This window comes from Streptomyces sp. NPDC043908 (assembly GCF_056435525.1).
Genome location: NZ_JBWKEI010000009.1, coordinates 348,915 through 370,369 on the forward strand (window position 1 = coordinate 348,915; position 21,455 = coordinate 370,369).

The 21,455-nt window shown below is 72.2% G+C and carries 16 protein-coding genes; 6 read left to right on the plus strand and 10 right to left on the minus strand.

Annotated features, from left to right (window positions below; all coding sequences use genetic code 11):
• Window positions 1–12 precede the first annotated feature (12 nt).
• Window positions 13–1,281, minus strand: coding sequence for an LAETG motif-containing sortase-dependent surface protein (locus AC069K_RS21730; protein WP_478618665.1), 1,269 nt, complete (start codon window positions 1,279–1,281; stop codon window positions 13–15).
• 225 nt (window positions 1,282–1,506) lie between these two features.
• Window positions 1,507–2,841 carry an LCP family protein gene (locus AC069K_RS21735; RefSeq protein WP_478618668.1) on the minus strand — a complete coding sequence of 445 codons (1,335 nt, stop codon included), beginning with the start codon at window positions 2,839–2,841 and terminating at the stop codon, window positions 1,507–1,509.
• Between the two features lie 128 nt (window positions 2,842–2,969).
• Here AC069K_RS21735 and AC069K_RS21740 point away from each other — a divergent pair, with 128 nt between their 5' ends.
• The gene (locus tag AC069K_RS21740) at window positions 2,970–3,494 is read left to right on the plus strand and encodes an acyl-CoA thioesterase (protein ID WP_358832933.1); all 525 of its coding nucleotides are present in this window, start codon (window positions 2,970–2,972) and stop codon (window positions 3,492–3,494) included.
• A 157-nt stretch (window positions 3,495–3,651) separates the two neighbouring features.
• On the opposite strand, the gene AC069K_RS21745 is transcribed toward AC069K_RS21740, so the two are convergent.
• Window positions 3,652–5,115 (minus strand): LCP family protein, encoded by a 1,464-nt coding sequence (locus AC069K_RS21745; RefSeq protein WP_478618671.1) that lies wholly within the window; start codon window positions 5,113–5,115, stop codon window positions 3,652–3,654.
• A gap of 119 nt (window positions 5,116–5,234) precedes the next feature.
• On the opposite strand from AC069K_RS21745, the gene AC069K_RS21750 reads away from it, so the two are divergent.
• A complete protein-coding gene (locus AC069K_RS21750) occupies window positions 5,235–6,260 on the plus strand; it encodes a glycosyltransferase family 2 protein (protein WP_358832932.1) in 1,026 nt (341 codons plus the stop codon).
• Window positions 6,261–6,346: 86 nt separating this feature from the next.
• Here the strand turns inward: AC069K_RS21750 and AC069K_RS21755 are convergent, their stop codons facing one another.
• From AC069K_RS21755 to AC069K_RS21770, 4 genes are all read right to left on the minus strand, one after another.
• Window positions 6,347–8,065 carry an LCP family protein gene (locus AC069K_RS21755; protein WP_478618676.1) on the minus strand — a complete coding sequence of 573 codons (1,719 nt, stop codon included), beginning with the start codon at window positions 8,063–8,065 and terminating at the stop codon, window positions 6,347–6,349.
• A gap of 105 nt (window positions 8,066–8,170) precedes the next feature.
• The gene (locus tag AC069K_RS21760; RefSeq protein ID WP_365112561.1) at window positions 8,171–9,883 is read right to left on the minus strand and encodes an LCP family protein; all 1,713 of its coding nucleotides are present in this window, start codon (window positions 9,881–9,883) and stop codon (window positions 8,171–8,173) included.
• Window positions 9,884–10,103: 220 nt separating this feature from the next.
• The gene (locus tag AC069K_RS21765) at window positions 10,104–11,744 is read right to left on the minus strand and encodes an LCP family protein (RefSeq protein ID WP_478618680.1); all 1,641 of its coding nucleotides are present in this window, start codon (window positions 11,742–11,744) and stop codon (window positions 10,104–10,106) included.
• 496 nt (window positions 11,745–12,240) lie between these two features.
• A complete protein-coding gene (locus AC069K_RS21770; RefSeq protein ID WP_478618683.1) occupies window positions 12,241–12,993 on the minus strand; it encodes a TIGR03089 family protein in 753 nt (250 codons plus the stop codon).
• 138 nt (window positions 12,994–13,131) lie between these two features.
• Between AC069K_RS21770 and AC069K_RS21775 the strand changes: the two genes are divergently transcribed.
• The 3 genes from AC069K_RS21775 to AC069K_RS21785 all read left to right on the plus strand — a co-directional run bounded on the left by AC069K_RS21775 (window position 13,132) and on the right by AC069K_RS21785 (window position 17,379).
• Window positions 13,132–14,520: a peptidoglycan recognition protein family protein gene (locus AC069K_RS21775; RefSeq protein ID WP_478618685.1), complete on the plus strand. Its 1,389-nt coding sequence runs from the start codon at window positions 13,132–13,134 to the stop codon at window positions 14,518–14,520.
• A 116-nt stretch (window positions 14,521–14,636) separates the two neighbouring features.
• The gene (gene manB / locus AC069K_RS21780) at window positions 14,637–15,719 is read left to right on the plus strand and encodes a mannose-1-phosphate guanylyltransferase (protein WP_478618688.1); all 1,083 of its coding nucleotides are present in this window, start codon (window positions 14,637–14,639) and stop codon (window positions 15,717–15,719) included.
• 643 nt (window positions 15,720–16,362) lie between these two features.
• Window positions 16,363–17,379 (plus strand): DNA-3-methyladenine glycosylase family protein, encoded by a 1,017-nt coding sequence (locus AC069K_RS21785; RefSeq protein ID WP_478618691.1) that lies wholly within the window; start codon window positions 16,363–16,365, stop codon window positions 17,377–17,379.
• A 167-nt stretch (window positions 17,380–17,546) separates the two neighbouring features.
• Here AC069K_RS21785 and AC069K_RS21790 read toward each other — a convergent pair whose 3' ends face one another.
• Genes AC069K_RS21790 through AC069K_RS21800 form a run of 3 tightly spaced genes read right to left on the minus strand, consistent with a single transcriptional unit; the run spans window position 17,547 to window position 20,420 of the window.
• Complete coding sequence (locus AC069K_RS21790; protein WP_478618694.1) at window positions 17,547–18,938, minus strand: coenzyme F420-0:L-glutamate ligase; 1,392 nt, start codon at window positions 18,936–18,938, stop codon at window positions 17,547–17,549.
• On the minus strand, window positions 18,935–19,891 hold the full coding sequence (gene cofD, locus AC069K_RS21795) for a 2-phospho-L-lactate transferase (RefSeq protein ID WP_478618697.1): 957 nt from the start codon (window positions 19,889–19,891) through the stop codon (window positions 18,935–18,937). Before cofD ends, AC069K_RS21790 begins: the two co-directional genes overlap by 4 nt.
• A gap of 13 nt (window positions 19,892–19,904) precedes the next feature.
• Window positions 19,905–20,420: a cysteine dioxygenase gene (locus AC069K_RS21800; protein ID WP_365112583.1), complete on the minus strand. Its 516-nt coding sequence runs from the start codon at window positions 20,418–20,420 to the stop codon at window positions 19,905–19,907.
• Between the two features lie 667 nt (window positions 20,421–21,087).
• On the opposite strand from AC069K_RS21800, the gene AC069K_RS21805 reads away from it, so the two are divergent.
• Complete coding sequence (locus tag AC069K_RS21805) at window positions 21,088–21,351, plus strand: WhiB family transcriptional regulator (protein WP_067159810.1); 264 nt, start codon at window positions 21,088–21,090, stop codon at window positions 21,349–21,351.
• Window positions 21,352–21,455 lie beyond the last annotated feature (104 nt).

Genomic DNA, 21,455 nt, shown 5'->3' on the forward strand with positions numbered 1-21,455 from the left:
CGGGAGGGGTGTTCAGCCCTCGGTGCGGCGGCGGCGCGTGGTCAGGACCGTGGCCGCGCCGGCCAGTACCGCCGCCCCGCCCGCGAGCGCGAGCTTCGGGGTGGCGGAGGAGGAGCCGGTGGCGGCGAGCTGGCCGGTGGTGGCGGTGGTCAGCGGGGTGGTCGAGGTGCCGCCCAGCGGCTTGGTGTCCGAGGTCTTCTTCTTCTCCGTGTCGGCCTTGGTGCCGGCCGCGAGGATCTCGAAGGGGTACTCGGTCATCGGCGGCTCCGTGCCGTCGCAGGACTTCTCCCCCTTGAGGGCCGACACGAAGGCGAAGCCCTGGCCCGCCGGGGTCTTCGCGTCGAGGGTGAGCCGGAGCTTCATGTCGGCGTGTGCGCCGGCCGCCAGGTTCTCGACCGTACCCGCGCGGTTCCGGCTGTCGACGTCCTTCCAGCCCCGGGACGTGGCGGTGGACCACTGGAGGCGCAGCAGGTCGCGTGAGACCTTGTGGTGGCTCTTGTCGGCGGCCCAGGCGTAGGTGAACGCCCGGAGCCTGTCGAGGGTCTTGTCCGTGCCGTTGGTGATCCGCAGCGAGAAGTCGGTGCTGGTTCCCGCGGTGATCCGGGACGGCAGGCCCGTGAGGGCGGCGGTGACGAGCAGGTTGCCGGGGTCGCAGACCGGGTCCTCGGCCGCCTTCTCGGCGTCGGCGAGCGCCTTCTCCGCGGCCTCCTTCGCCGCCAGGGCCTTCGCGACCTCCTGCTGCGCCGCGTAGAGCCGCTGCCCCGCCCGGACCCGCGCGTCGCTCCAGGCGTCGGCGGCCTTCTTGGCCAGGGCGTCGGCCGCGGCCTTGTCGGCGGTGGCCTTCTCGACGTCCTTCCTGGCCTCGTCGATCTTCTTCTGTACGGCGTCCCGCTCGTCCTTCGACGCCCCGGCGGGCAGCGTCTGCAGCTCGAACTCGGCGTCGGAGAGCGCCTTGTCGGCGATCTGCTTGCGGGCGGTCGCGTCGCCGGCCTTCTTCTGCGTCTCGATGCGCGCCGCGTTGAGCGGATCGGTGGGCATGCCCAGCGCGTCCAGGGCCGCCCGGGCCGCCTTCTCGGCGGCGACCGCGTCCTCGTACACCTTCTTCGCCGCCGCGACGGCCTTCTCCAGCTCCGCGAGCGTCGGCTTCTTCTGCGTCTGCGGCTGCGGCTGGGTCTGCGCGGCCGGCTCGGCGTCGGCGAGCGCGGGGCCCGCCGACAGGATCACCACGGGCGCGGTCACAGCGGCGGCGACGGCCGTCGACAGAGCACGGCGAATGTTCACTACAGCCCTTCGGAGTACGGGAGAATCCACGAACGCCGGTGATCGTATGACCGGAACAAGGGGCGCAGTAGAGGTTTCTTTACGCCAAAAGCCCCGCCCGGCCCGCCAGTTGGACGGGCAAAGCGGGGCAAGGGCGGGCAGTTGTGCACTGCCCTGTGGTTTCTCTGTGAGTCTTGTCGCTTCGGCGGTCTCCGCTGCGCCTGATGGGGCGTCAGCGCGACACCCTCAGCGGGACGCCGTCACCGTGACCTTCTGGTCGTTGCTCAGCTCGTTCACCAGCTGCTTGACCTTCCCGCTGTCCCACAGCAGGGACGACTGCGGGCCGTTGCCGGAGATCGGCATGTTCATCGAGGTGCCGCCGCCCCCGGTGACGCCCTTCATCGCCCAGAACATGTCCGCCAGGTCGAACAGGCTCATGTCCTTGTCGACGATCAGCGTGTCCAGGCCCGCGCCCATCACCGGGTACAGCTTGAACGGGTTGAGCACGGTCGACGGGGTCGCCGTCTGGCTCGCCAGGGCCGACAGGAAGCGCTGCTGGTTCTTGGTGCGCTCCAGGTCGCCCGCCGCGTAGCCGTGGCGGTTGCGGACGAACGCCAGGGCCTGCTGGCCGTCGAGGGTCTGCTTGCCCTTCTTGAAGTCGGCGCCCGAGTCCCGGTCCTTGATGTCCTGCGGGATGTCGATCTCCACGCCGCCGACCGCGTCCACGATGTCCGCGAAGCCGGCGAAGCCGATCTCGGCGTAGTGGTCGATGTGCAGCCCGGTGTTGGCCTCGATGGTGCGCACCAGCAGCTCGGGGCCGTCCATCGCGTACGCCGCGTTCAGCTTGTTGTGGCCCTTGGCCGGGAACAGCTTGCCGGACTGGGAGCCCTTGAAGCTGGGGATCCGCACCCAGGAGTCGCGCGGCAGCGAGATCATGGTGTTCCCGCTGTCGCCGGTGTGCAGGATCATCATCGAGTCGGTCCGCTTGCCCTCGGCGGAGCCGGTGTGCAGCTTCTTCTTCTCGTCCTTGGACAGTCCGTCGCGGGAGTCCGAGCCGACGATGAGGTAGTTGGTGCCCTTGCCGCCGCCGGGGCGCTCGATGACCTTGGAGAGGTCCACCTCGCGGCGCACCTTGCCGTCGGCCCAGAAGTACGTGCCGACGCCGACGCCGACCACGGTCACCACCAGGACCAGCGAGCCGACCATGATCCGGCGCCGCCAGTTCGGCCGCGGGCGCGCGGGCGAGCTCGCCGCGCCCGGTCCGCCGCCGGGGCCGCCGGGACCCCGGCCGCCGGGCCCGCCCGGGCCGCGGCCGGACGGGGAGCCGTAGACCTGGCCGTCGCTGTAGCCGCTGTCGTACGAGCCGGGTGCGGGCACACCGTTGCCGTACTGCTGCTGTCCGTAACCGTCGCCGTCGTCGTACGAGGGCTGCTGCGGCGGGACCGGGCGCTGCGGGCGCGCGGGCGCGGAGCCCGCGGGGCGCTGCACGTGGCGCATCACGCGCGGGCCCTCCGGCTGCGCGGCGGAGCTGCCGCGGCCGTAGCGCTCGCCGCGGTCGTCGTCGGACCATCCGTCGTTCATGCCGTCAAGCATGCACGGGTCCCCCGCGTGTCTGACAGGGTGGGTGGGGATCTGGGCCCGGGCTGTTGCACAGCTGATGCAATGTCCGTGCGATGAGCGCACACCCGGGCGCGCCTAAGCTGGGCGGTATGACTGATCTTCCGGGCAAGCCGACCTCGGCGTCCCGTACCACCCTGAGCCACATCATGACCGCCCATGACACCAACCTCCTGGGCACGGTCCACGGCGGTGTGATCATGAAACTGGTGGACGACGCGGCGGGTGCGGTGGCCGGTCGCCACTCCGGCGGCCCGGCGGTCACGGCGTCGATGGACGAGATGGCGTTCCTGCTGCCGGTGCGGGTCGGCGACCTGGTGCATGTGAAGGCCCAGGTCAACTGGACCGGCCGGTCCTCCATGGAGGTCGGGGTACGGGTGCTCGCCGAGCGGTGGAACGAGTCCACCCCGGCGCAGCAGGTCGGCTCGGCGTACCTGGTGTTCGCCGCGGTCGACTCGGACGGGAAGCCGCGGGCGGTGCCGCCGGTCCTGCCGGAGACGGAGCGGGACGAGCGCCGCTACCAGGAGGCACAGATCCGCCGCACCCACCGGCTGGCGCGGCGCCGCGCGATCCTGGAGCTCCGGGAGAAGCGGGCGGCGGAGGGCCTGGACGACTGAGGGCCCGTCGTCGAGCCCCCGCCCGCGCCCCGACGCCCGGCAGGCACGCACCCGGCAGGCACGCACCCGGCACGCCCGCGCCCCGACGCCCGGCACGCACGCGCCCAGCACGCCCGCGCCCCCGCATCGCCGGCCCCGCCCCGCGGCCCGTGCCCCGTCAGGGGCACACCGCCTGGTCGCCCGTCACCGTGTCGAACTCTCCCTCGCCCGTCGCCTCCGCCCGTACCGGGCGTACCGCCGTGAAGTCCGTGCCCGCCGTCACCTGAAGGGTGGCGCCGAGGCCCTTGACCGGGCGCAGCTCGCTGCCGGGCAGGGCCGCCGCCAGGGACCGCGCCGAGCGGTCCCAGCGCGGGTCGTACTCGACGATCGTGCGGTGGACCTCGCCCGCGCCGGCCGCCAGCGGCTTCCCGGTGGTGCGGAAGCCCGTCGCGCGCAGGGCGTCGTCGACGCGGCGGCCGAGGCCGTCGGTGCGGGTGCCGTTGTAGACCTGGACGTGGATCCGGTCGGGCGCCACCTCGACCGTCGTCCCGGGCGGCCGGCCCTTGGCGTCCTGGGTGCGTGGCACGGGCCGGGCCAGCGGCCGGTCCTCGCGCAGCTCGGCGAAGAGTTTGCGGGACTTCGCCGGGTCCCACTTCACCGTGGAGCCGATCCCCTTCACGGGGAAGCTCATCTGCCCGATCGGCACGGTCGTGAACTCCGACGACGCGGGGGAGAAGTCCCGCATCGTCCGCCCCAGCGAGAGGATCTCCTCCGCGCCGAAGCCCTGGTCGGCCCGGACCGAGGACAGCAGAGTCGAGGCGACCTGCCGGAAGCGCACCGGGTTCATCAGTACGCCCGACCCCGTCGCCTCGTGGATCAGCGCCGCCATGAACTTCTGCTGGCGCTGCATCCGGCCCAGGTCGGCCGAGCCGTCGGTGTGCCGGGAGCGTACGTACTGGAGCGCCTGGCCGCCGTCGAGGCGGTGGGTGCCCGCGGGCAGGTCGAGTCCGGAGTAGGAGTCCTTCAGCGGCCTCGCCGCGCAGATCCGCACCCCGCCGAGCACGTCCACCGTCTTCATGAAGCTGGTGAAGTCGACCTCCAGATAGTGGTCCATCTTGAGGCCGGTCATGTGCTCCACCGTGCGCACCGTCAGCGCGGGCCCGCCCTCCGCGTACGCCGCGTTGATCTTCACGGGGTGCTGGTTGTGGTGCCGGCCGGTGTTCTGGTCGGTGTGCTCGGGGACCTCCGCGTAGCTGTCGCGCGGGATGCTCACCACGCTCGCCCGGTTACGGTCCGACGAGACGTGCACGATCATCATCGTGTCGGTGCAGTGGCAGGGCGCACCGCCCAGGCGGTACTTCTCCTTCTCCTCCGGCGTGACCTTGTCCCGGCCGTCCGTGCCCACCAGCAGGATGTTGGTGCCGTGCCCCGCCTGCGGCCGGTTCTTCATGTCCTTGAAGGGATCGACCCGCCCGATCCCGCCGTCGAGCCCCGTCACCACGGCATGGCCCACCCCGCCCGCGCCCAGCACGAGGACCGAGAGGGTCGTCGCCATCCGCATGCCCCAGCGGGGCCGCTCGTCCTGCTGTCTGGCGCGGGGCGGGTCGGTACGGGGGGAGCGGGAGCGGGGCGGCGTGGGCACGGGGACCTCCGCGGGCGAAAAGGGGACAGGTGGCACGGTAGGCCCATACGATCTGCGACATCGGGCGCCGCCCCGGCCGGTCGCGACGGTGTCCCCCGTTCGCGGTAACGTGACCCACGATGAACGCCACGCACCCCGCTGTTTCCGTGATCATGCCGGTCCTCAATGAGGAGCGGCATCTGCGCAACTCGGTCCGCCACATCCTGGAACAGGAGTACGACGGCGAGCTGGAGGTGGTGATCGCCCTCGGCCCGTCCACGGACCGTACGGACGAGATCGCCGCCGAGCTGGTCCGGGAGACCGCCTCCGACGGACGAGCCCGCGTCCACACCGTCCCCAATCCCACCGGCCGCACCCCGGCGGCACTGAACGCCGCCATCAAGGCCTCCCGCCACCCGATCGTGGTGCGCGTCGACGGCCACGGCATGCTCTCCCCGAACTACATCGCCACCGCCGTCCGCCTCCTGGAGGAGACCGGCGCGCAGAACGTCGGCGGCATCATGCACGCCGAGGGCGAGAACGCCTGGGAGGACGCGGTCGCGGCCGCCATGACCTCGAAGATCGGCGTCGGCAACGCGGCCTTCCACACCGGTGGCGCGGCGGGCCCGGCCGAGACGGTCTACCTGGGCGTCTTCCGGCGCGAGGCCCTGGAGCAACAGGGCGGCTACAACGAGGAGTTCATCCGCGCCCAGGACTGGGAGCTGAACTTCCGCATCCGCGAGGCGGGCGGCCTCATCTGGTTCTCGCCCGAGCTGAAGGTGCAGTACCGCCCGCGCCCGAGCGTGCGCGCCCTGGCCAAGCAGTACAAGGACTACGGCCGCTGGCGCCATGTCGTCGCCCGCTACCACGAGGGCTCCATCAACCTGCGCTACCTCGCCCCGCCGACCGCCGTCTGCGCGATCGCGGCGGGCCTTGTGGTGGGCGCGGTGCTCACGCCGGTGGGCTTCGTGATCCCGGCCGGCTACCTCGCCGCGATCACGGCGGGCTCCCTCCCGGCGGGCAGGGGGCTGTCCCTCAAGGCCCGCCTCCAGATCCCCGTCGCACTCGCCACCATGCACATGTCCTGGGGCTACGGCTTCCTGACCAGCCCCAAGGCGCTGGCGAGGAAGGTCATCGCCAGCCGCCGCCCGGCCGTCAGGGTCTGACGCCGGCCGTACGCGACAACAGAAGGGGGCGCCCGGTGCCGTGAAGCACCGGGCGCCCCCTTCCGCGTACGCGCGGCTGGAAGCGGCTAGAAGCGGTAGGGCCAGTAGATGTCCATGCAGTCCGTCTTGTTGGCGCCGTTGACGTTCTCCGTGCCCTTCAGCGGGTCACTGTCCTCGGCGGCCTTCTTCGGGTACGTGGCGCCGGTGCGCCAGTCGGCGCCGACCGTCAGGGTCAGCGTGGAGACGTCGGCGGCCACCTTCACCGCGCTGGACGGCAGCTCCATCGCGGCCGCCACCGACAGCGCGTCGGCCTTGCCCTGGGCGCCCGCGCTCTTGGGGTAGGTCAGCGTGGTGGTCGCGGCCGAGCCGCGGACGTCGGAGGCCTTCGCCTTGAAGAAGCCCTTGTTCTTCAGGGTGTCGGTGACCGTGCCCGCCCGCTTCTGGGTGGGCGGGGCGCCGTTGACACCGGTGCCGTTGACGACCGAGACCGCGAGCGAGCCCGCCGGGGTGGCCGCCGGGCCCTTGCTCTCCGGCTTGGCCGGGCCGTCGTCCTTCTTGTCGAGCGGCTTGTCCTCGCGGAGCATCGACCACAGCGTCTCGGCCGCGCCGGGCGCCGGCAGCACGTGCTCCTTGTTCTTGGGGTCCTGGATGCGGGGCATGGTCAGCATGTTCATCCGCTCCATCGGCACGCTCTTGAGCTCCATGCCGAGGTCGTAGAGCTTCTTGACCGTGCCGAGCTCCCGCGAGACCTGGAGCGACTTGGTGGCCGTCTCCGCCAGGTTCATGATCCGCCCGGTGTCGGTGAAAGCATTCTGCTTCTTCAGCTCGCGCATCACCGAGTTCAGGTACATGTGCTGGGCCTTGGAGCGGCCCAGGTCGCTCTCGAAGGCGTGCCGGGTGCGCAGCCACTGGAGGGCCTGCTCGCCCTTGACCTTGTGGGTGCCCGCGGTGAGCCGCAGGTGCGAGCCGCCGGACACCTTGGGCTTGGGCCCGTCGTACACGTTCTGCTTGACGCACACGTCGGCGCCGCCGACCGCGTCGGCCATCGCCACCACGCCCGCGAAGTCGACCATCATCCAGTGGTCGATGTAGACACCGGTCAGCTTCTCCCAGGTGTCCAGGACACAGCCCGCGCCGCCCCGGGCCAGCGCCATGTTGATGAGGTTGTTGGTGGCCGGGACCGTCTTCTTGGTCTTCGGGTCCACGCACGCCGGGATGTCGACCCGGGTGTCACGCGGGATGGAGACCACCGAGGCGCTCTTGCGGTCCGCGGAGACGTGCATCAGCATCTGTACGTCGGCCAGCGGGGGGCTGCCGACGCTGGCCCGGTGGCCGCCGAGCTTGAGGTTGGCGGCGGAGTTGCGGTCGTCGGAGCCGATCAGCAGGACGTTGAGCGGGGTCTGGCCGTCGGCGTTGGCCGCGGTCTTCTTGGCGTTGGAGCCGCCCGCGCTGCGGTCGCCCTTGCGGATGTTGCCGTTGAGGTGCTCGTAGTACAGGTAACCGGCGCCGGCCGTGCCGAGTATGAGCAGGGCGAGCGTCGAGGCCACCCAGCGCAGTACGCGTCTCTTGCCCTTCTTCTTCACCCGCTTGCGCGGACCGCCGCGCCGGTGCCCGCTGCCGTCGGCGGCAGCGCCCTTCTCGGGTGCGCCCGTGCCGTCGCCCGCGCCGTCGCCGGACGAGCGCGGAGCCGGCGGCCGGTCGCCGCCCCCCTCCTCGCCGTACAGCGACTCGTCCCAGCCGAGCTGATCGGCGTTCCGCTCACGACGCGGCCGTGTTCCCTCCCCGCGCACGCTGTTCTGCCCCACCCCAATACCCCCTGTCTCAGGTGGTCTCCGCACCCGATCGGGGCCGAAAACCTCTCATCACTTGGCACACGCCGGTCGCGTACGCATCAGTTGCGTACGCGTGTGTCACTTGGCGCACACCGACTTGTCCGCTTCGACCTTCTGGATGCCTTCGGGCGCCTTGGCCGGAGCGACGATCGGCACACCGGCGCCCTTGAAGTCCGCGCCGAGGGTGAGCACCATCGGCGTCTTCCCGACCGCGTCCTGGGTCCCGGGCTTCAGCGCGGTCGCGGGCAGACCCATCAGATCAGCGAGCTTACGTGCCTGGTCGGCCTGGTTGGGCGCGTAGGCCAGCGTGGTGGTCGCGAGCTTCGCCGGGGCGTTGCCGCCGTTGTCCGACTTCAGCACGCCCTTGCTGTTCTGGAGCCACAGCAGCGTCTGGGAGGCGGAGCCCGCCACCGCGCCGCCGTTGAGCACCCGCACCCGCACGGCGGACGCCTGGGCCCGGGCGCCCTTGAGGAGCGCCGCCTGGGCGTCCTTGGCCTCGCTCTCCTTCTTCTTCACCTCGGTGAAGGACACGTCCGCGCGCATCATGCTGAACACCTGCGGCGCCTTGACCGGGTCGATGACCACCGTCTTGTGCACCTTGCCGTCAGCCGGATTGTCGACGACCGGAACGGTCGTGAAGGTGACGTTCTTGAGATCGACCTTGCTGAGGTCCTGCGCGAGGCTGGTCAGCTTCTTGATCGACCCTATTCCCGAGTCGACCGTGAGCGCCTTGGTCGCCGCGTTCGCCAGCCCGTACATCTTGGTCGGGCTGCTCAGCGTCGAGTCGGACTTCATCTGCCGCATCATCGAACTGAGGAACTGCTGCTGCTGCTTGATCCGGTCGAGGTCGCTCTCGTTGCCGAAGCTGTGCCTCGTCCGGACGAACGCGAGGGCCTGCTCGCCCTGGATCTTGGAGACACCGGCGGGCAGCTTCAGATGCGACTTGGGGTCGTTCACCGGCTTGGTCAGGCACACCTTCACCCCGCCGACCGCCGTCGACAGCTGCTTGACCGCGTTGAAGTCGGCCATCATGAAGTGGTCGACGCTCAGCCCGGTGAGCTCCTTGACCGTCCGCATGGTGCAGCCCGGGTCGCGGCCCTCCTGGCCGAGGCTGGTGTTGAAGCGCACCATCGACTCGGCCCGGACGGTCTTGGTGGAGCCGTCCTTCTGCTTGGTCGGGCACTCGGGGATGTTGGTGACCAGGTCGCGCGGGATGGACAGCGCGGTCGCGTTCGTCCGGTCCTTGGAGACGTGGAAGAGGATGTTGGTGTCGGCGTGGCCCTCGCTGCCCTTGTCGCCGTACCCCTCGTTGCCCTTGCCGGTGCGCTTGTCCGTACCGATGATCAGGATGTTCACCGGTCCGTCGGAGGTGGCGTGCTTGCTGCCCGCGTCACCGACGTCCACGGTGTTCAGGTTGTTGTTGAAGTGCTGGTAGAGCAGGTACGCGCCGGTCGAGCCCGCGACGAGGACGAACCCCAGCACGCCGCCCGTCCACACCAGCACCTTCTTCTTGCGGGAGGCCTTGGGCTTGCGCTTGCGCCGGCCCGCGGCGGCCGCGGGCCCGTCCTGGGCGCCCGGGGCGCGGCGGTTGTCGCGCTGGCCGGGGACCTCGCGGCGGCGGGGGCCGCCTCTGCCGGGGGCGGTGGTCCTGCGCGCGGGAGCGTCTGCCGAGGGGGACGACTGCGGTCCGGAGGGAGTCAGTCGCAATTCGTAATTGCCCGTCTCCGGGTTGAGCACCCACTGGTCTGCCGGGTCGACTTCCTCTGCCCGCCCACGGCTCTGCGCATCCACGGTTGCCTTAGTCCTCCGTCGGTGCCACTCGAGTCACTTCCCCCAAAGCGCTCAGTCATTCGATCCTGCGGTGTCCGGCCCCGGGGGCCACAAGCACCGGGTCGCGTCACACTATCTGCCCAGTTGAGCGAAGAGCGACGGCCGTGACAAATTCCACGCCCCTTACAACCGGGCAATCCACCCAATCCGCATCGCGGCTTCTTATCCGTTGACACACGCTTTACTCGCACATGCCCACCGCGGCATTCGAACCCGAGTACGTCGGGGTCGGCGTGGGGGAAGCCGGATCGTCGGGCTTGTCGTCCGAGCCCCGGCCGTCGGCCCCCTCGGGCGATCCCGTCCGCCCATTCCCGTCCCCCTTCTCCTTCTCCGCGGAGCCCGCGGGCGCCACATGGAGCGGCTGGTCGTCCCTGAGCTGCTGGAACAGCAGCCGCGCGTCCGGCTGGACCAGCTCGTCGCGGTTGGTGTCGTTCACGTACGGCCGGCGCGGCACGGTGAGGAACTGCACCTTGTCGGTCGGGATGCCGCGCATCCCGCGCACCAGGTCGTACAGGTCCCGCAGCGAATTCAGCCCCGGGTCGGTGGTCAGCGACTTCGTCATCGCGTCCAGGACCGGGTAGAGCCGGGTCGGATTGAGCAGGACGCCGTTGCTCTGCGCCTTGCGCACCAGCGAGCCGAGGAACTGCTGCTGGCGGTCCATGCGCTCGGTGTCGCTGCCGTCACCGAAGCCGTGCCGGGCGCGGACGAATCCCAGCGCCTGCTCGCCGTGGAGCGTCTGGCGGCCCGCGGGGAGCCGCAGGTGCGCCTGCCGGTCGTCGACGGGCTCCTTGAGGCAGACCTCGACGCCGTCGACCGCGTCCACCATGTCCTTGAAGCCGCTGAAGTCGACGATCATGTGGTGGTCGACGCGGATGCCCGTGAGCTTCTCCACGGTACGGATGGTGCAGGCGGCGCCGCCGAACTCGAACGCCCAGTTGAACTGCGCCAGTTGGGGTCTGGAGCGGGTGCCGTCCTGCTTGAGGCAGTCGGGTACGTCCGTCATCAGGTCGCGCGGCAGCGAGACGGCGGTCGCGGACTTCCGGTCCGCCGCCAGGTGCAGCAGGATCGTGGTGTCCGAGCGCTGGCTCCCGCCGTCGTCACGGCCGTACGCGCTGTTGCTGCCCGCGCGCGAGTCCGACCCGATGAGCAGCAGGTTCTGCGCGTTGCCGGTCCCGGCCGGGGGGCGCTCCTTCTCGTAGCGCTCCAGCTCGGCGGCGGCCGTGGTGTCGGTGCGGATGTTGTGGTCGAGCTTGTTGTAGATCCACCACCCGGCACCGGCGGCGGCCAGCACGATGAACGAGACACCGAGAGCGGTCCAACGCAGCCAGTGGTGGCGGGGGTTGGGGGCGGTGGGGGTGCCGGGGGTGTGGGGCGCGTCGGGTGTTCCGGGTGCGTCGGGTGTGCGGGGTGCGTCGGGTGTTCCGGATGTGCCGGGGGACGCTTCCGGTTCGGCCGGTTCGGCGCTCTCTGCCGGGCCCGCCTGCTCGGTCGGCTCGCCCTGCTCGGCCGCGTCGGGCCCGGCGGGCCTTTCCTCGGCGGGCTTCTCCGCGGCGGTGGACTTCTCCGCGCGGGTCGGCTGTTCGGCGGCGGTGGACTTCTCAGCGCGGGTGGGCTGTTCCGCGTCCGTCGGCTTCTCCGCGCCGGTGGACTTCTCCGCGCCGGTCGGCCTCTCTGCGTCAGCCTGCTTCCGCCCTTCGGCCGGGGCCTGCGGGGACGCGGGGGGTCCGGCCGGCTCCGTGGGTGTCGGCGTGTCCGGTCGTGGCTCGTCCTCGGCCCGGTGGTCGGGCTCGCGGGGCGGGCTGTCGGTCACGTCGGCGTCCATCCTTCACGGGGTCGGCGGCGTACGGAAAGCCGCCGGTGCACCCCGGTAGACGGTCGTCGCGCGCGCTTGGTTGTGTGGCGTACCGCCGATCATCCACCGGAGTTGAGCCCGGGACCCCGGGGACTCGGCCCGCTGTGGGCCACAAGGGTGGCGCCGGGGCGATGGTCGTACCGGGTGCGCGCGACGAAGATGCGACAGGTGTCCGAGGGCCGTTCTGGCGGTCGCGGGCGAGCCGGGGGCGGTCGTACGGCCGCCCAGCGCGCCCGTCGTCCGGCCGGCCCGCGAGCCCGTCGCCCGGCCGAGCGCACCGCAGGATGGTGCCGCCGAAGGGCACCGCTCGGTCACGCCGACCGGTCAGGCCGAGCGGTCGCACCGCCTGGTCGTACCGGCCGGCCACGCGACCGGTCAGACCGACCGGTCGCACGGCCGGGTCGTGCCGATCGACCACACCACCCGGTCGTACCGACCAGTCACACGACCCCGTCACACGACCCCGTCACACCCCCCGGTGCGTGACCCGCTCGCTCTCCACGCGCTTCTCCAGCCCGCCGTCGGCCAGTTGGTCCAGGTTGCGGCAGAGCACCACCGACGCGCCGGAGGCCAGCGGCGCGTACAGCCCGCGTGCCAGACCCTCCCAGCTGTCGTACGGGAGGGCCGAAAGGAGCCGCGAACCGGGCTCCAGGCCCAGGGCCCCGGCCTCCGCGCGGGCGCGCTCGACCAGCTCGGCCGCGCTCAGCTCGACGCCGTCCACGGCGAGCGCGGGGCCCGCCGGGTCGACCGGCGCGTACGGCGCGAACCGGTCGCCCTGGCTCGGCACCTCGACCGCGTAGTCCTGGAATCCGGCGGGGACCTGCGGGAAGCGGCCGCCGAGCGGGCGCAGCGCGAGCGCCACCCGCTCCCCGGAACAGGCGCGGGCCGCGTCCAGCGCGTCCGGCCCCGCCACCACGAGGTCCGCGCCCGCCGGGTCGCCGCCGACCTCGGCGACCACGCCGACCGAGTGGCAGGCGAGCAGCCAGACGGCGCTCTGCCAGTGCGCGGGCAGCAGCAGCGCGAGGCGGTCGCCGGGCGCGGCGGCGAGGTCGCCCTGGAGCAGATTGGCGGTCTTGGCCACCCAATTGGCGAAGGTGGCCACCGAGAGTTCCACGCGTTCGCCGGTGGCGTCGTCGTAGAAGGTGACCAGGGGGCGGGCCGGGTCCGCGGCGAGCGCGGATCGCAGCAGGTCGGCGGGGGTGCGGTCGCTGGCGTTCACGCGGCAAGCGTACGGGTGGGGGCAGGGGGCGCGCCCGGGGAGAGGACCGTCCGCGTACACCGGTCGGCCGACGGTCCGTCAGTTCCAGGCGGTTTCCCGGATGGACAGACTTGTACGCTTATGTCCACGATCGTCAGCATGCGTGCACTCCTTGCATCCTCGATCTCGGTCGCGTGCGCCACCGCGCTCGCCCTGCCGCTCGCCGCGTCCGCCGACGCGGCGGCCCGACCGACGACCACCGCCGTGTCCTCGCCCGCCGTGTCCACGTCTGCCGCCTCCGCTTCCGCTTCCGCGTCTGCGTCTGCCGCTTCCACGCCTGCCGTCTCCACGTCTGCCGCTTCCTCGACTCCCCCTTCTTCGGCGGCCGCCTCCTCGTCCTCCGCCGCGGAACCGGCCGGCTCCACCCAGTCGCTGCCGCTCGCCCCGCTGGGCACGACCGACCGGACGCTGGGCGCCGCCCGCGCCCAGGGGCTGCCCGAGCGCGGCACCGGACCCTTCTCGCTGCTCGGCGTGGTCTGGGACGACGCCAGGGACGAACTCCACGGCACCGTCCAGGTACGCACCCGGGCCGCGGGCTCCCGTATCTGGTCCGGCTGGCAGGACCTCGACACCCACAACCAGGAGCACGCCCCCGACCCCGGCAGCCCCGAGGACGACGCCGCGCGCGTCCACGGCTCCACGGCCCCGCTGTGGGTGGGCCATTCGGACGGTGTCCAGGTGCGCGTACGGCCGGAGGCGTCCGGGCCGGGCCGGACGACGCCGGGCAGGCTGCCCCGCGGCCTCCACGTCGACCTGGTCGACCCGGGCGAGGACCCGGACGGGGTGGGCGCGGCGGACGAGGCGGGGCAGGAGGGCGGCCCCGGGCGCGAGCGGGCGCTGGCCCCGGCCGCCGGGGCGCCGGAGGCGGCGGCCCGCCCGTACATCGGACCGCGCCCGCGCATCGTCACGCGCCGGGGCTGGGGCGCCGACGAGAGCCTGCGCGAACGCGGCTACGTCTACACCGGCAAGGTCAAGGCCGCCTTCGTGCACCACACGGCCTCCGGGAACAACTACCGCTGCTCGCAGGCGCCGTCCGTGCTGCGGAGCATCTACCGCTACCACGTGCTCAGCAGCGGCTGGCGCGACATCGGCTACAACTTCGCCGTCGACAAGTGCGGGAACATCTACGAGGGCCGGGCCGGAGGCGTGGCCAAGCCCGTCCTCGGGGCGCACACGCTCGGCTTCAACACCAACTCCATGGGCGTCGCGGTCATCGGGACGTACACCTCCACCAACCCGACCGCCGACGCCCTCGACGCGATCGCCCGTCTGACGGCCTGGAAGCTCGGTCTGTACGGGGTGAATCCCACCGGCACCACGCATCTCACGTCGGGCGGCGGGAACCTCTACCGCAAGGGACGAAGCGTCAGGCTCAACGCCATCTCCGGGCACCGGGACGGCTTCGCCACGGAGTGCCCCGGGGCGCGCCTGTACAAGAAGCTCGGCAAGGCCCGGACGTCGTCGGCGCGGCTCCAGGGCCGGCGCTGACCGCGGCGCGGCCGGGCGGGGGCGTACCGCCCGGCCGCGATCCGTCTGCATAAACTGGCCGGCCGTAGTTCGAACGAACGATTCCGCCCGGCCCCAGCAGGAAGCAGAGACGACAGGTGACTGAAGCGATCCTCCTGGTCGGCGGCAAGGGCACCAGGCTGCGCCCGCTCACGGTGCACACGCCCAAGCCGATGATCCCGGCGGCGGGCGTTCCGTTCCTCACCCACCAGCTCGCCCGGGCGCGGGCGGCGGGCGTGGAGCACATCGTGCTGGCGACGTCCTATCTGGCCGAGGTCTTCGAGCCGTACTTCGGCGACGGCTCCGCGCTGGGGCTGCACCTGGAGTACGTGACGGAGGTGGAGCCGCTGGGCACCGGCGGCGCCATCAGGAACGTGGCGTCGCGGTTGCGCTCGGGGCCGGACGAGCCGGTGCTGATCTTCAACGGCGACATCCTCACGGGTCTGGACATCGGGGCCCTGGTCGAGACGCACTCCTCGTCCGGGGCGGACGTCTCCCTCCATCTGACGCGGGTGGCCGACCCCCGGGCGTTCGGCCTCGTCCCCACGGACGCGGACGGGCGGGTCCGGGCGTTCCTGGAGAAGCCGCAGACGGCGGAGGAGATCGTCACCGACCAGATCAACGCGGGGGCGTACGTCTTCCGCCGCTCGGTGATCGACGCGATCCCTGCGGGCCGGCCGGTCTCGGTGGAGCGCGAGACGTTCCCCGGCCTGCTGGCGGCGGGAGCGCACCTCCAGGGCATGGTCGACTCCACCTACTGGCTGGACCTGGGCACCCCGCAGGCCTTCGTCCGCGGCTCCGCCGACCTGGTCCTGGGCCGCGCGCCGTCCCCCGCGGTGCCGGGCCGCTGCGGCGACCGCCTCGTCCTGCCCGGCGCCTCGGTGGCCCCGGACGCGAAGCTCACCGGCGGGACGGTGGTCGGCGAGCGCGCGGTGATCGGCGCGGGCGCCCGCGTCACCGGCAGCACGATCCTGGCGGACGCGGTGGTCGAGCCGGGCGCGGTGCTCAAGGACTCCCTGGTGGGAGCGGGGGCGGTGGTGGGCGAGCGCTGCGTACTGACGGACACGGTGATCGGCGACGGCGCCCACGTGGGCCCCGACAACGAACTCCGGGACGGAGTACGGGTGTGGTGCGGGGCGAGAATCCCCGGAGCGGCACTCCGGTTCTCCTCGGACGAGTAGGACGCGGCGGGCGGGGCCCTGGCCCGGGGTTTGCTGTGCGACCGGGTTGCCGTGCGGCCGGGTGGGCCCTGCGGCCGGGCTGCCGTGCGGCCGGGTGGGCCCGCAGTCCGGCCCCCGGGCGGGGCCCTGCGGTCGAGTCGCCGCGCGGCCCGGCGGGGGCTGGCCGCGCAGTTCCCCGCGCCCCTAACGGGGCCTGCGGCCTCCTAGCCCCCGGGCGGGTTCTTGCGGTCGAGTCACCGTGCGGTCCGGTGGGGGCTGGTCGCGCAGTTCCCCGCGCCCCTAACGGGGCCTGCGGCCCCTCGGGAGAGGGCTGAGCCCGACCGAACCACTGCCGCCGAGCGCCACAAAACCCAGCACCCACAGCTGCCTGAAGGGGCGCGGGGAACTGCGCGAGCAACCACGACGGACCCGCAGACGAAGTCCGGGCTTGAGAGGGGCGCGGGGAACTGCGCGAGCAGCCGTCCACGGCCTGCGGACGAAGTCCGGTCCCTGAAGGGGCGCGGGGAACTGCGCGAGCAGCCGTGCAGCATCCGCAGACGAACGGGGTCCAGCGGCGAACCCCAATGGGCGCCCCACCCGGCCGCCCGCCCAGGGCTTACGGGAAGGGGCGGGGTGGGGAAAAGAACCCAGTAGTCTCAGAAGCGTGGCAGGCCGCTTCACCCCCCGCACCCCCACCCGCACCACAGTGCGAGGCGGCCACATCCCCCTACCCACCACCAGCACCCCCACAGCCCCCCCAGCCCCCCGCCCCAACCCCCACCACCGCCACTACACCCCCCCAACCCCCCTGGACCTCTCCCTCGTCCTCGGCCCCCTCCGAAGAGGCCCGGCCGACCCCACCTTCCGCACCACCCCCGACGGCTCCGTCTGGCGCACCTCCCGTACCCCGGAAGGCCCCGGCACCCTCCGCGTCGCGCTGCGCGCCGGCCGCGCCGAGGCCGAGGCGTGGGGCCCCGGCGCCGAGTGGCTGCTCGACAACCTCCCCGCGCTCCTCGGCGACGCGGACGACCCCACCGGTTTCGCCCCCCGCCACCGCCTCCTCGCCGAGTCCGCCCGCCGCCGCCCGGGCCTGCGCCTGACCCGCACCGGGCTGGTCCTGGAGTCGCTGATCCCGTCGATCCTGGAGCAGAAGGTCACCACGGACGAGGCCTACCGCGCCTGGCGGCTGCTCGTGTGCAAGTTCGGCGAGCCCGCCCCCGGCCCGGCTCCCGGCCGGATGTACGTGATGCCCGACGCCAGGACCTGGGCCCTCATCCCGTCCTGGGAGTGGCACCGCGCGGGCGTGGACGCCAAGCGCTCATCGACGGTCCTGCGGGCCGTACGCGTGGCCCGCCGGCTGGAGGAGGCGCTCGCCCTGGACCAGGAGGCGGCCGCGGCGAGGCTCCACCTCGTCCCGGGCATCGGCCCCTGGACCAGCGCCGAGACCCTTCAGCGCGCGATGGGCGCCACCGACCTGGTCAGCGTCGGCGACTACCATCTGCCGAGCATCGTCGGCTACGCCCTGGCGGGCGACCGCACCGCCGACGACGCCGCGATGCTGGAACTCCTCGCCCCGTACGCCGGCCAGCGCCACCGCGCCACCCGCCTGATCCTCCTCAGCGGCCGCACCCCACCGCGCCGCGCGCCCCGGATGACCCCGGGCAACATCGGCGCGCTGTAAGCGAGAGCTCGACGCAAGCCCCGATCCACAGGGCGAGTACTCCACGGGGCAAAGCACTCGTCGAGCCCAGCGCTCGTCAGGACCAAGCGCTCGCCAGCTCGACGTGCTCCACGCACCTCAAAGCACCTCAAAGCACCTCGACGCATCTCAGCGCATCTCAGCGCATCTCAGCGCACCTCAACGAACCCCTCTGCCCCCCGCCCCGCCCGCTCCTTCGGCGCCTCCGCCGCCCGTCCGACCGCCACCGCGCCCATCGGGTCCCAGTGCGCGGGCAGGTCGAGAACCTCCCGTACGACCTCGCGGCAGAACATCGTGGACGACACCCACGCCGAGCCCAGCCGCTCGCCAGCCAGCGCCACCAGGAAGTTCTGTACGCCCGCGCCCATGGCGACCACGAACATCTCGCGCTCGGCCGCGTCCCGGCGCCCGTCGCCGTAGGTGTGCGAGCCGTCCATGACCAGGCAGGGCACCACCAAATACGGCGCGTCCCGCAGCACCTGCCCGCGGCGCACCCGCCGGGCGATGAACTCCTCGGACTTGCCGTCGCCCCGCAGGTCCGCGATCCACGCGTCCCGCATCGCGTCCAGCAGCCGGGTGCGCGACCGCTCGGACTCCAGCAGCACGAACCGCCAGGGCGTGGTGTGGTGCGGCGCGGGCGCCGTGACGGCCGCGGCCACCGCGCGGCGCACCGCGCCGGGGTCCACGGGCTCGTCGGTGAACGACCGGACCGTACGCCGCTGGGTCACCGCCGTCCGTATCGCCTCCGAGGTGCCGAGGCGGAACATGTCGTCGGCCGGGTCCCGCACCAGCGCCCGGGCGCCGACCAGGCCGCCCGTCCCGTTCGCGTCGCCCCCGTCGCCCGCAGCGCTCGCGTTGTCGCCCCGTACGACCAGGTGCGCGAGGCCGCTGACCACCGCCACCGGGAACCCGGACGCCTTGCCCTTGACCAGGTCGCCCGCGCCGGCCAGCTCGTCGGCGCTGGCCACCACGGTGGCGCTCAGCTCGTTGCCGTACGTGTCCGTGCCCCCGCGCAGGTCGTCGAGGACGCGCACGCCCGCCGCGCCGATCGCCACATCGGTGAGCCCCGCGCGCCACGGCCGTCCGAAGGTGTCCGTCACCAGGACGCCCACCTCGACCCCGAGCGCCGCCCGTATCCCGGACCGGATCGCCTCGGCCGAGGCGTCGGGGTCCTCGGGCAGCAGCAGCACGGTCCCGGCGGGGGTGTTGGAGGCGTCGACCCCGGCCGCGGCCATGACGAGGCCCTGCCGGTTCTCCACGATGCGCAGGGCGCCGCGCCGGGCCACCACCCGTACCGTCTCGGCGTCGATCGCCGCCTCCCGGTCCGCCGCCTCGACGATCCGGCCCTCCGCCTTGGAGACGATCTTCGAGGTGACCAGCAGGACGTCCCCGTCCACGAGGTCGGGCGCGGCGGCCGCGATGAGCCGCGCGAGATCGTCACCGGCCCGCACCTCCGGTATCCCGCCCACGGCCCGTACGCGGTACGAGGGCGGGGCGGCGGCCGTCTCATGGGTAGCGGGGGCGGCGGCCTCGGCCGTCATGCGCGCACCTCCTCCGCCAGCGTCAGCGCCTCGCGCGCCATCGCGGCCGTCGCGTCCAGGTCCGTCATCATCAGCGGGACCGCGCGGCAGCGGATGCCCGCCGCCTCGACCCGCTCCACGGCGGCCGCGTCGGCGGTGTCCACCAGCCAGCCGTCGAGCAGCCCCGACCCGTAGTGCTCGGCGACCGCCTCGGCCGTCGACTCCACGCCGACGGCGGCCAGCACCTTGTCCGCCATGCCCCGCACCGGCGCGCCCCCGACGATCGGGGAGAGCCCGATCACCGGAACGCCCGCCTCCGCGATCGCCTCGCGGATGCCGGGCACGGCCAGGATGGTGCCGACGCTGACGACCGGGTTGGACGGCGGGAAGAGGATCAGGTCGGCGGCGGCGATGGCCTCCAGGACGCCCGGCGCGGGCTTGGCCCGCTCCGCGCCGACCGGGACCACGGCGGTGGCGTCGAGGGACGCCCGCAGCTTCACCCAGTACTCCTGGAAGTGGATGACCTTCCGCTCCCCGTCGGTCTCGACGGCCACGTGCGTCTCGACGCGGTCGTCGGACATCGGGATCAGCCGGACGCCCGGCTGCCAGCGCGCGCAGAGCGCCTCCGTCACCGCGCTCAGCGGATAACCCGCGCCGAGCATCTGCGTACGGACGATGTGGGTCGCGAAGTCGCGGTCGCCCAGGCCGAACCACTCGGGCCCCACCCCGTACGCCGCGAGCTCCTCCTTGACGTGGAAGGACTCGTCGGTCCTGCCCCAGCCCTGCTCCTCGTTGATGCCACCGCCCAGGGTGTACATCACCGTGTCGAGGTCGGGGCAGACCTTCAGCCCGAACAGATGGATGTCGTCACCGGTGTTGCCGATCACCGTGATGTCCGCGTCCGGCGCGGCCTGCTTGAGGCCGCGAAGGAAACGGGCACCGCCGATGCCGCCGGCCAGAACCACAATGCGCATGGACAGCAGTCTGTCAGGCGGTCACGACATCGTGGGCGGCGGCTGTGGACAGAGCGGACCGGCGCTGGCTCGCGTGCATCGGCATGTCGGTCAGGCCCGGGTAGTACACGTGCAGGCTCACGGCCGGTTCCAGCGAGTCGTTGACGACCTCGTGGACATAGCCGGGCGCGAACACGCGCTGCGCGCCGGCGGCGAGCGTGCGGGTGCCGCGATCGGTGCGCTCGCTCAACTCGCCCTGGAGCACGGTCAGGACGCCCGAGGACGCGCCGTGGTCGTGCAGTCCGCTGCGCTGCCCGGGCACCCAGGACAGCAGCCACACCTCGTAACCGGGCCCGGTGCGCAGCCGGCGGTACCAGCGGCTGGTCGCGTCGTACTGGACGAGCGGGGCCCACTGGGCGCGGTCGGCGGCGATCGAGCGGGCCAGACCGACGAAGTCGGCGACGGTCGCGGGGTGCTCACGGGCGGGCTGGAGGAGGTGCAGGACCTCGAAGAGGTCGCCGGCGATCTGGAGGTCGCTGTCGCTGTTCATGGGTGCGGTGGTTCCTCGGCAGGGACTCGGTGACGAGTGCGGGGTGTCGCGAAGGAGTGGGCGCGCGGACGCGCGAGGGCCCGGGGGGCCGGAGAGAACGCGGAGAGGGCTGGAGCGCTACGGCATCAACAGCTGGAACAGCAACAGCGCGCCTGGACAGCGCTGCGGAACCCACGGAGGTGGGTCGCGAAGAGCGCTGTGGTCGCTGGCATGCGTCCAAGGTGACCAAGAAGAGCGGAGCTGTCAACTCAATACCCGATTTGGCCGCAATGTTTCACCTCATCCGGTTACGGCGCCCGGAGAAAGGTTTGTGCACGGGCACGGCCGGAGATGTGGCGCTGCAACCGCATCGGCAAACACCGCGGCGCCGTCGTGACCGGACTGTGATCCCAATCGCTTCCGTCGTTCGGACGCAACAAGATCGATTTTGGACTCGTCTTCTCTGGGCAGGTGAGGGGAGTGCGATTGGGCCAATGGCATGTGTCATGGTTTTTGCCGATTTGAACACTTTCCGTATAGGCTTGGTTCCGCAGAGTGAATACGGGGCCCAATAGCAGATCTCGGCTTGACTGGCCCGGATCCACACACTTGTAATTTCACTCGTGTCGTTCGGCCGAAATCGGTAACGGCAGCATCACGGGGCAGCAAAGACAGACGAGGGGTGCACATGACCGAGGTGTTCCAGGAGCTGCTGGTCGACGATGTGGACGAGGAACTCGGCTGGCAGGAGCGCGCGCTGTGCGCCCAGACCGACCCCGAGTCCTTCTTCCCCGAGAAGGGCGGCTCCACCAGAGAGGCGAAGAAGGTCTGCCTCGCCTGCGAAGTCCGCTCCGAGTGCCTCGAATACGCCCTCGCGAACGACGAACGCTTCGGCATCTGGGGCGGACTGTCCGAGCGGGAACGCCGCCGCCTGAAGAAGGCGGCGGTCTAGTTTTTTCGGGGCCTTTGCCCCCTCAGGTCCCCGTCCGGGACCCCTCCGGCTCCACCCGGCCTCCGCAGGCGGCGGACTGCCGTGTTCCCCAGCCATTAGTGTGG

Bases quoted from the DNA above. Each gene is read 5' to 3' on its own strand.
- AC069K_RS21735 (WP_478618668.1), bottom strand. From the start codon at position 2,841: ATGAACGACGGATGGTCCGACGACGACCGCGGCGAGCGCTACGGCCGC.
- AC069K_RS21740 (WP_358832933.1), top strand. From the start codon at position 2,970: ATGACTGATCTTCCGGGCAAGCCGACCTCGGCGTCCCGTACCACCCTG.
- AC069K_RS21750 (WP_358832932.1), top strand. From the start codon at position 5,235: ATGAACGCCACGCACCCCGCTGTTTCCGTGATCATGCCGGTCCTCAAT.
- AC069K_RS21765 (WP_478618680.1), bottom strand. From the start codon at position 11,744: ATGGACGCCGACGTGACCGACAGCCCGCCCCGCGAGCCCGACCACCGG.
- AC069K_RS21775 (WP_478618685.1), top strand. From the start codon at position 13,132: ATGCGTGCACTCCTTGCATCCTCGATCTCGGTCGCGTGCGCCACCGCG.
- AC069K_RS21790 (WP_478618694.1), bottom strand. From the start codon at position 18,938: ATGACGGCCGAGGCCGCCGCCCCCGCTACCCATGAGACGGCCGCCGCC.
- cofD (WP_478618697.1), bottom strand. From the start codon at position 19,891: ATGCGCATTGTGGTTCTGGCCGGCGGCATCGGCGGTGCCCGTTTCCTT.
- AC069K_RS21800 (WP_365112583.1), bottom strand. From the start codon at position 20,420: ATGAACAGCGACAGCGACCTCCAGATCGCCGGCGACCTCTTCGAGGTC.
- AC069K_RS21805 (WP_067159810.1), top strand. From the start codon at position 21,088: ATGACCGAGGTGTTCCAGGAGCTGCTGGTCGACGATGTGGACGAGGAA.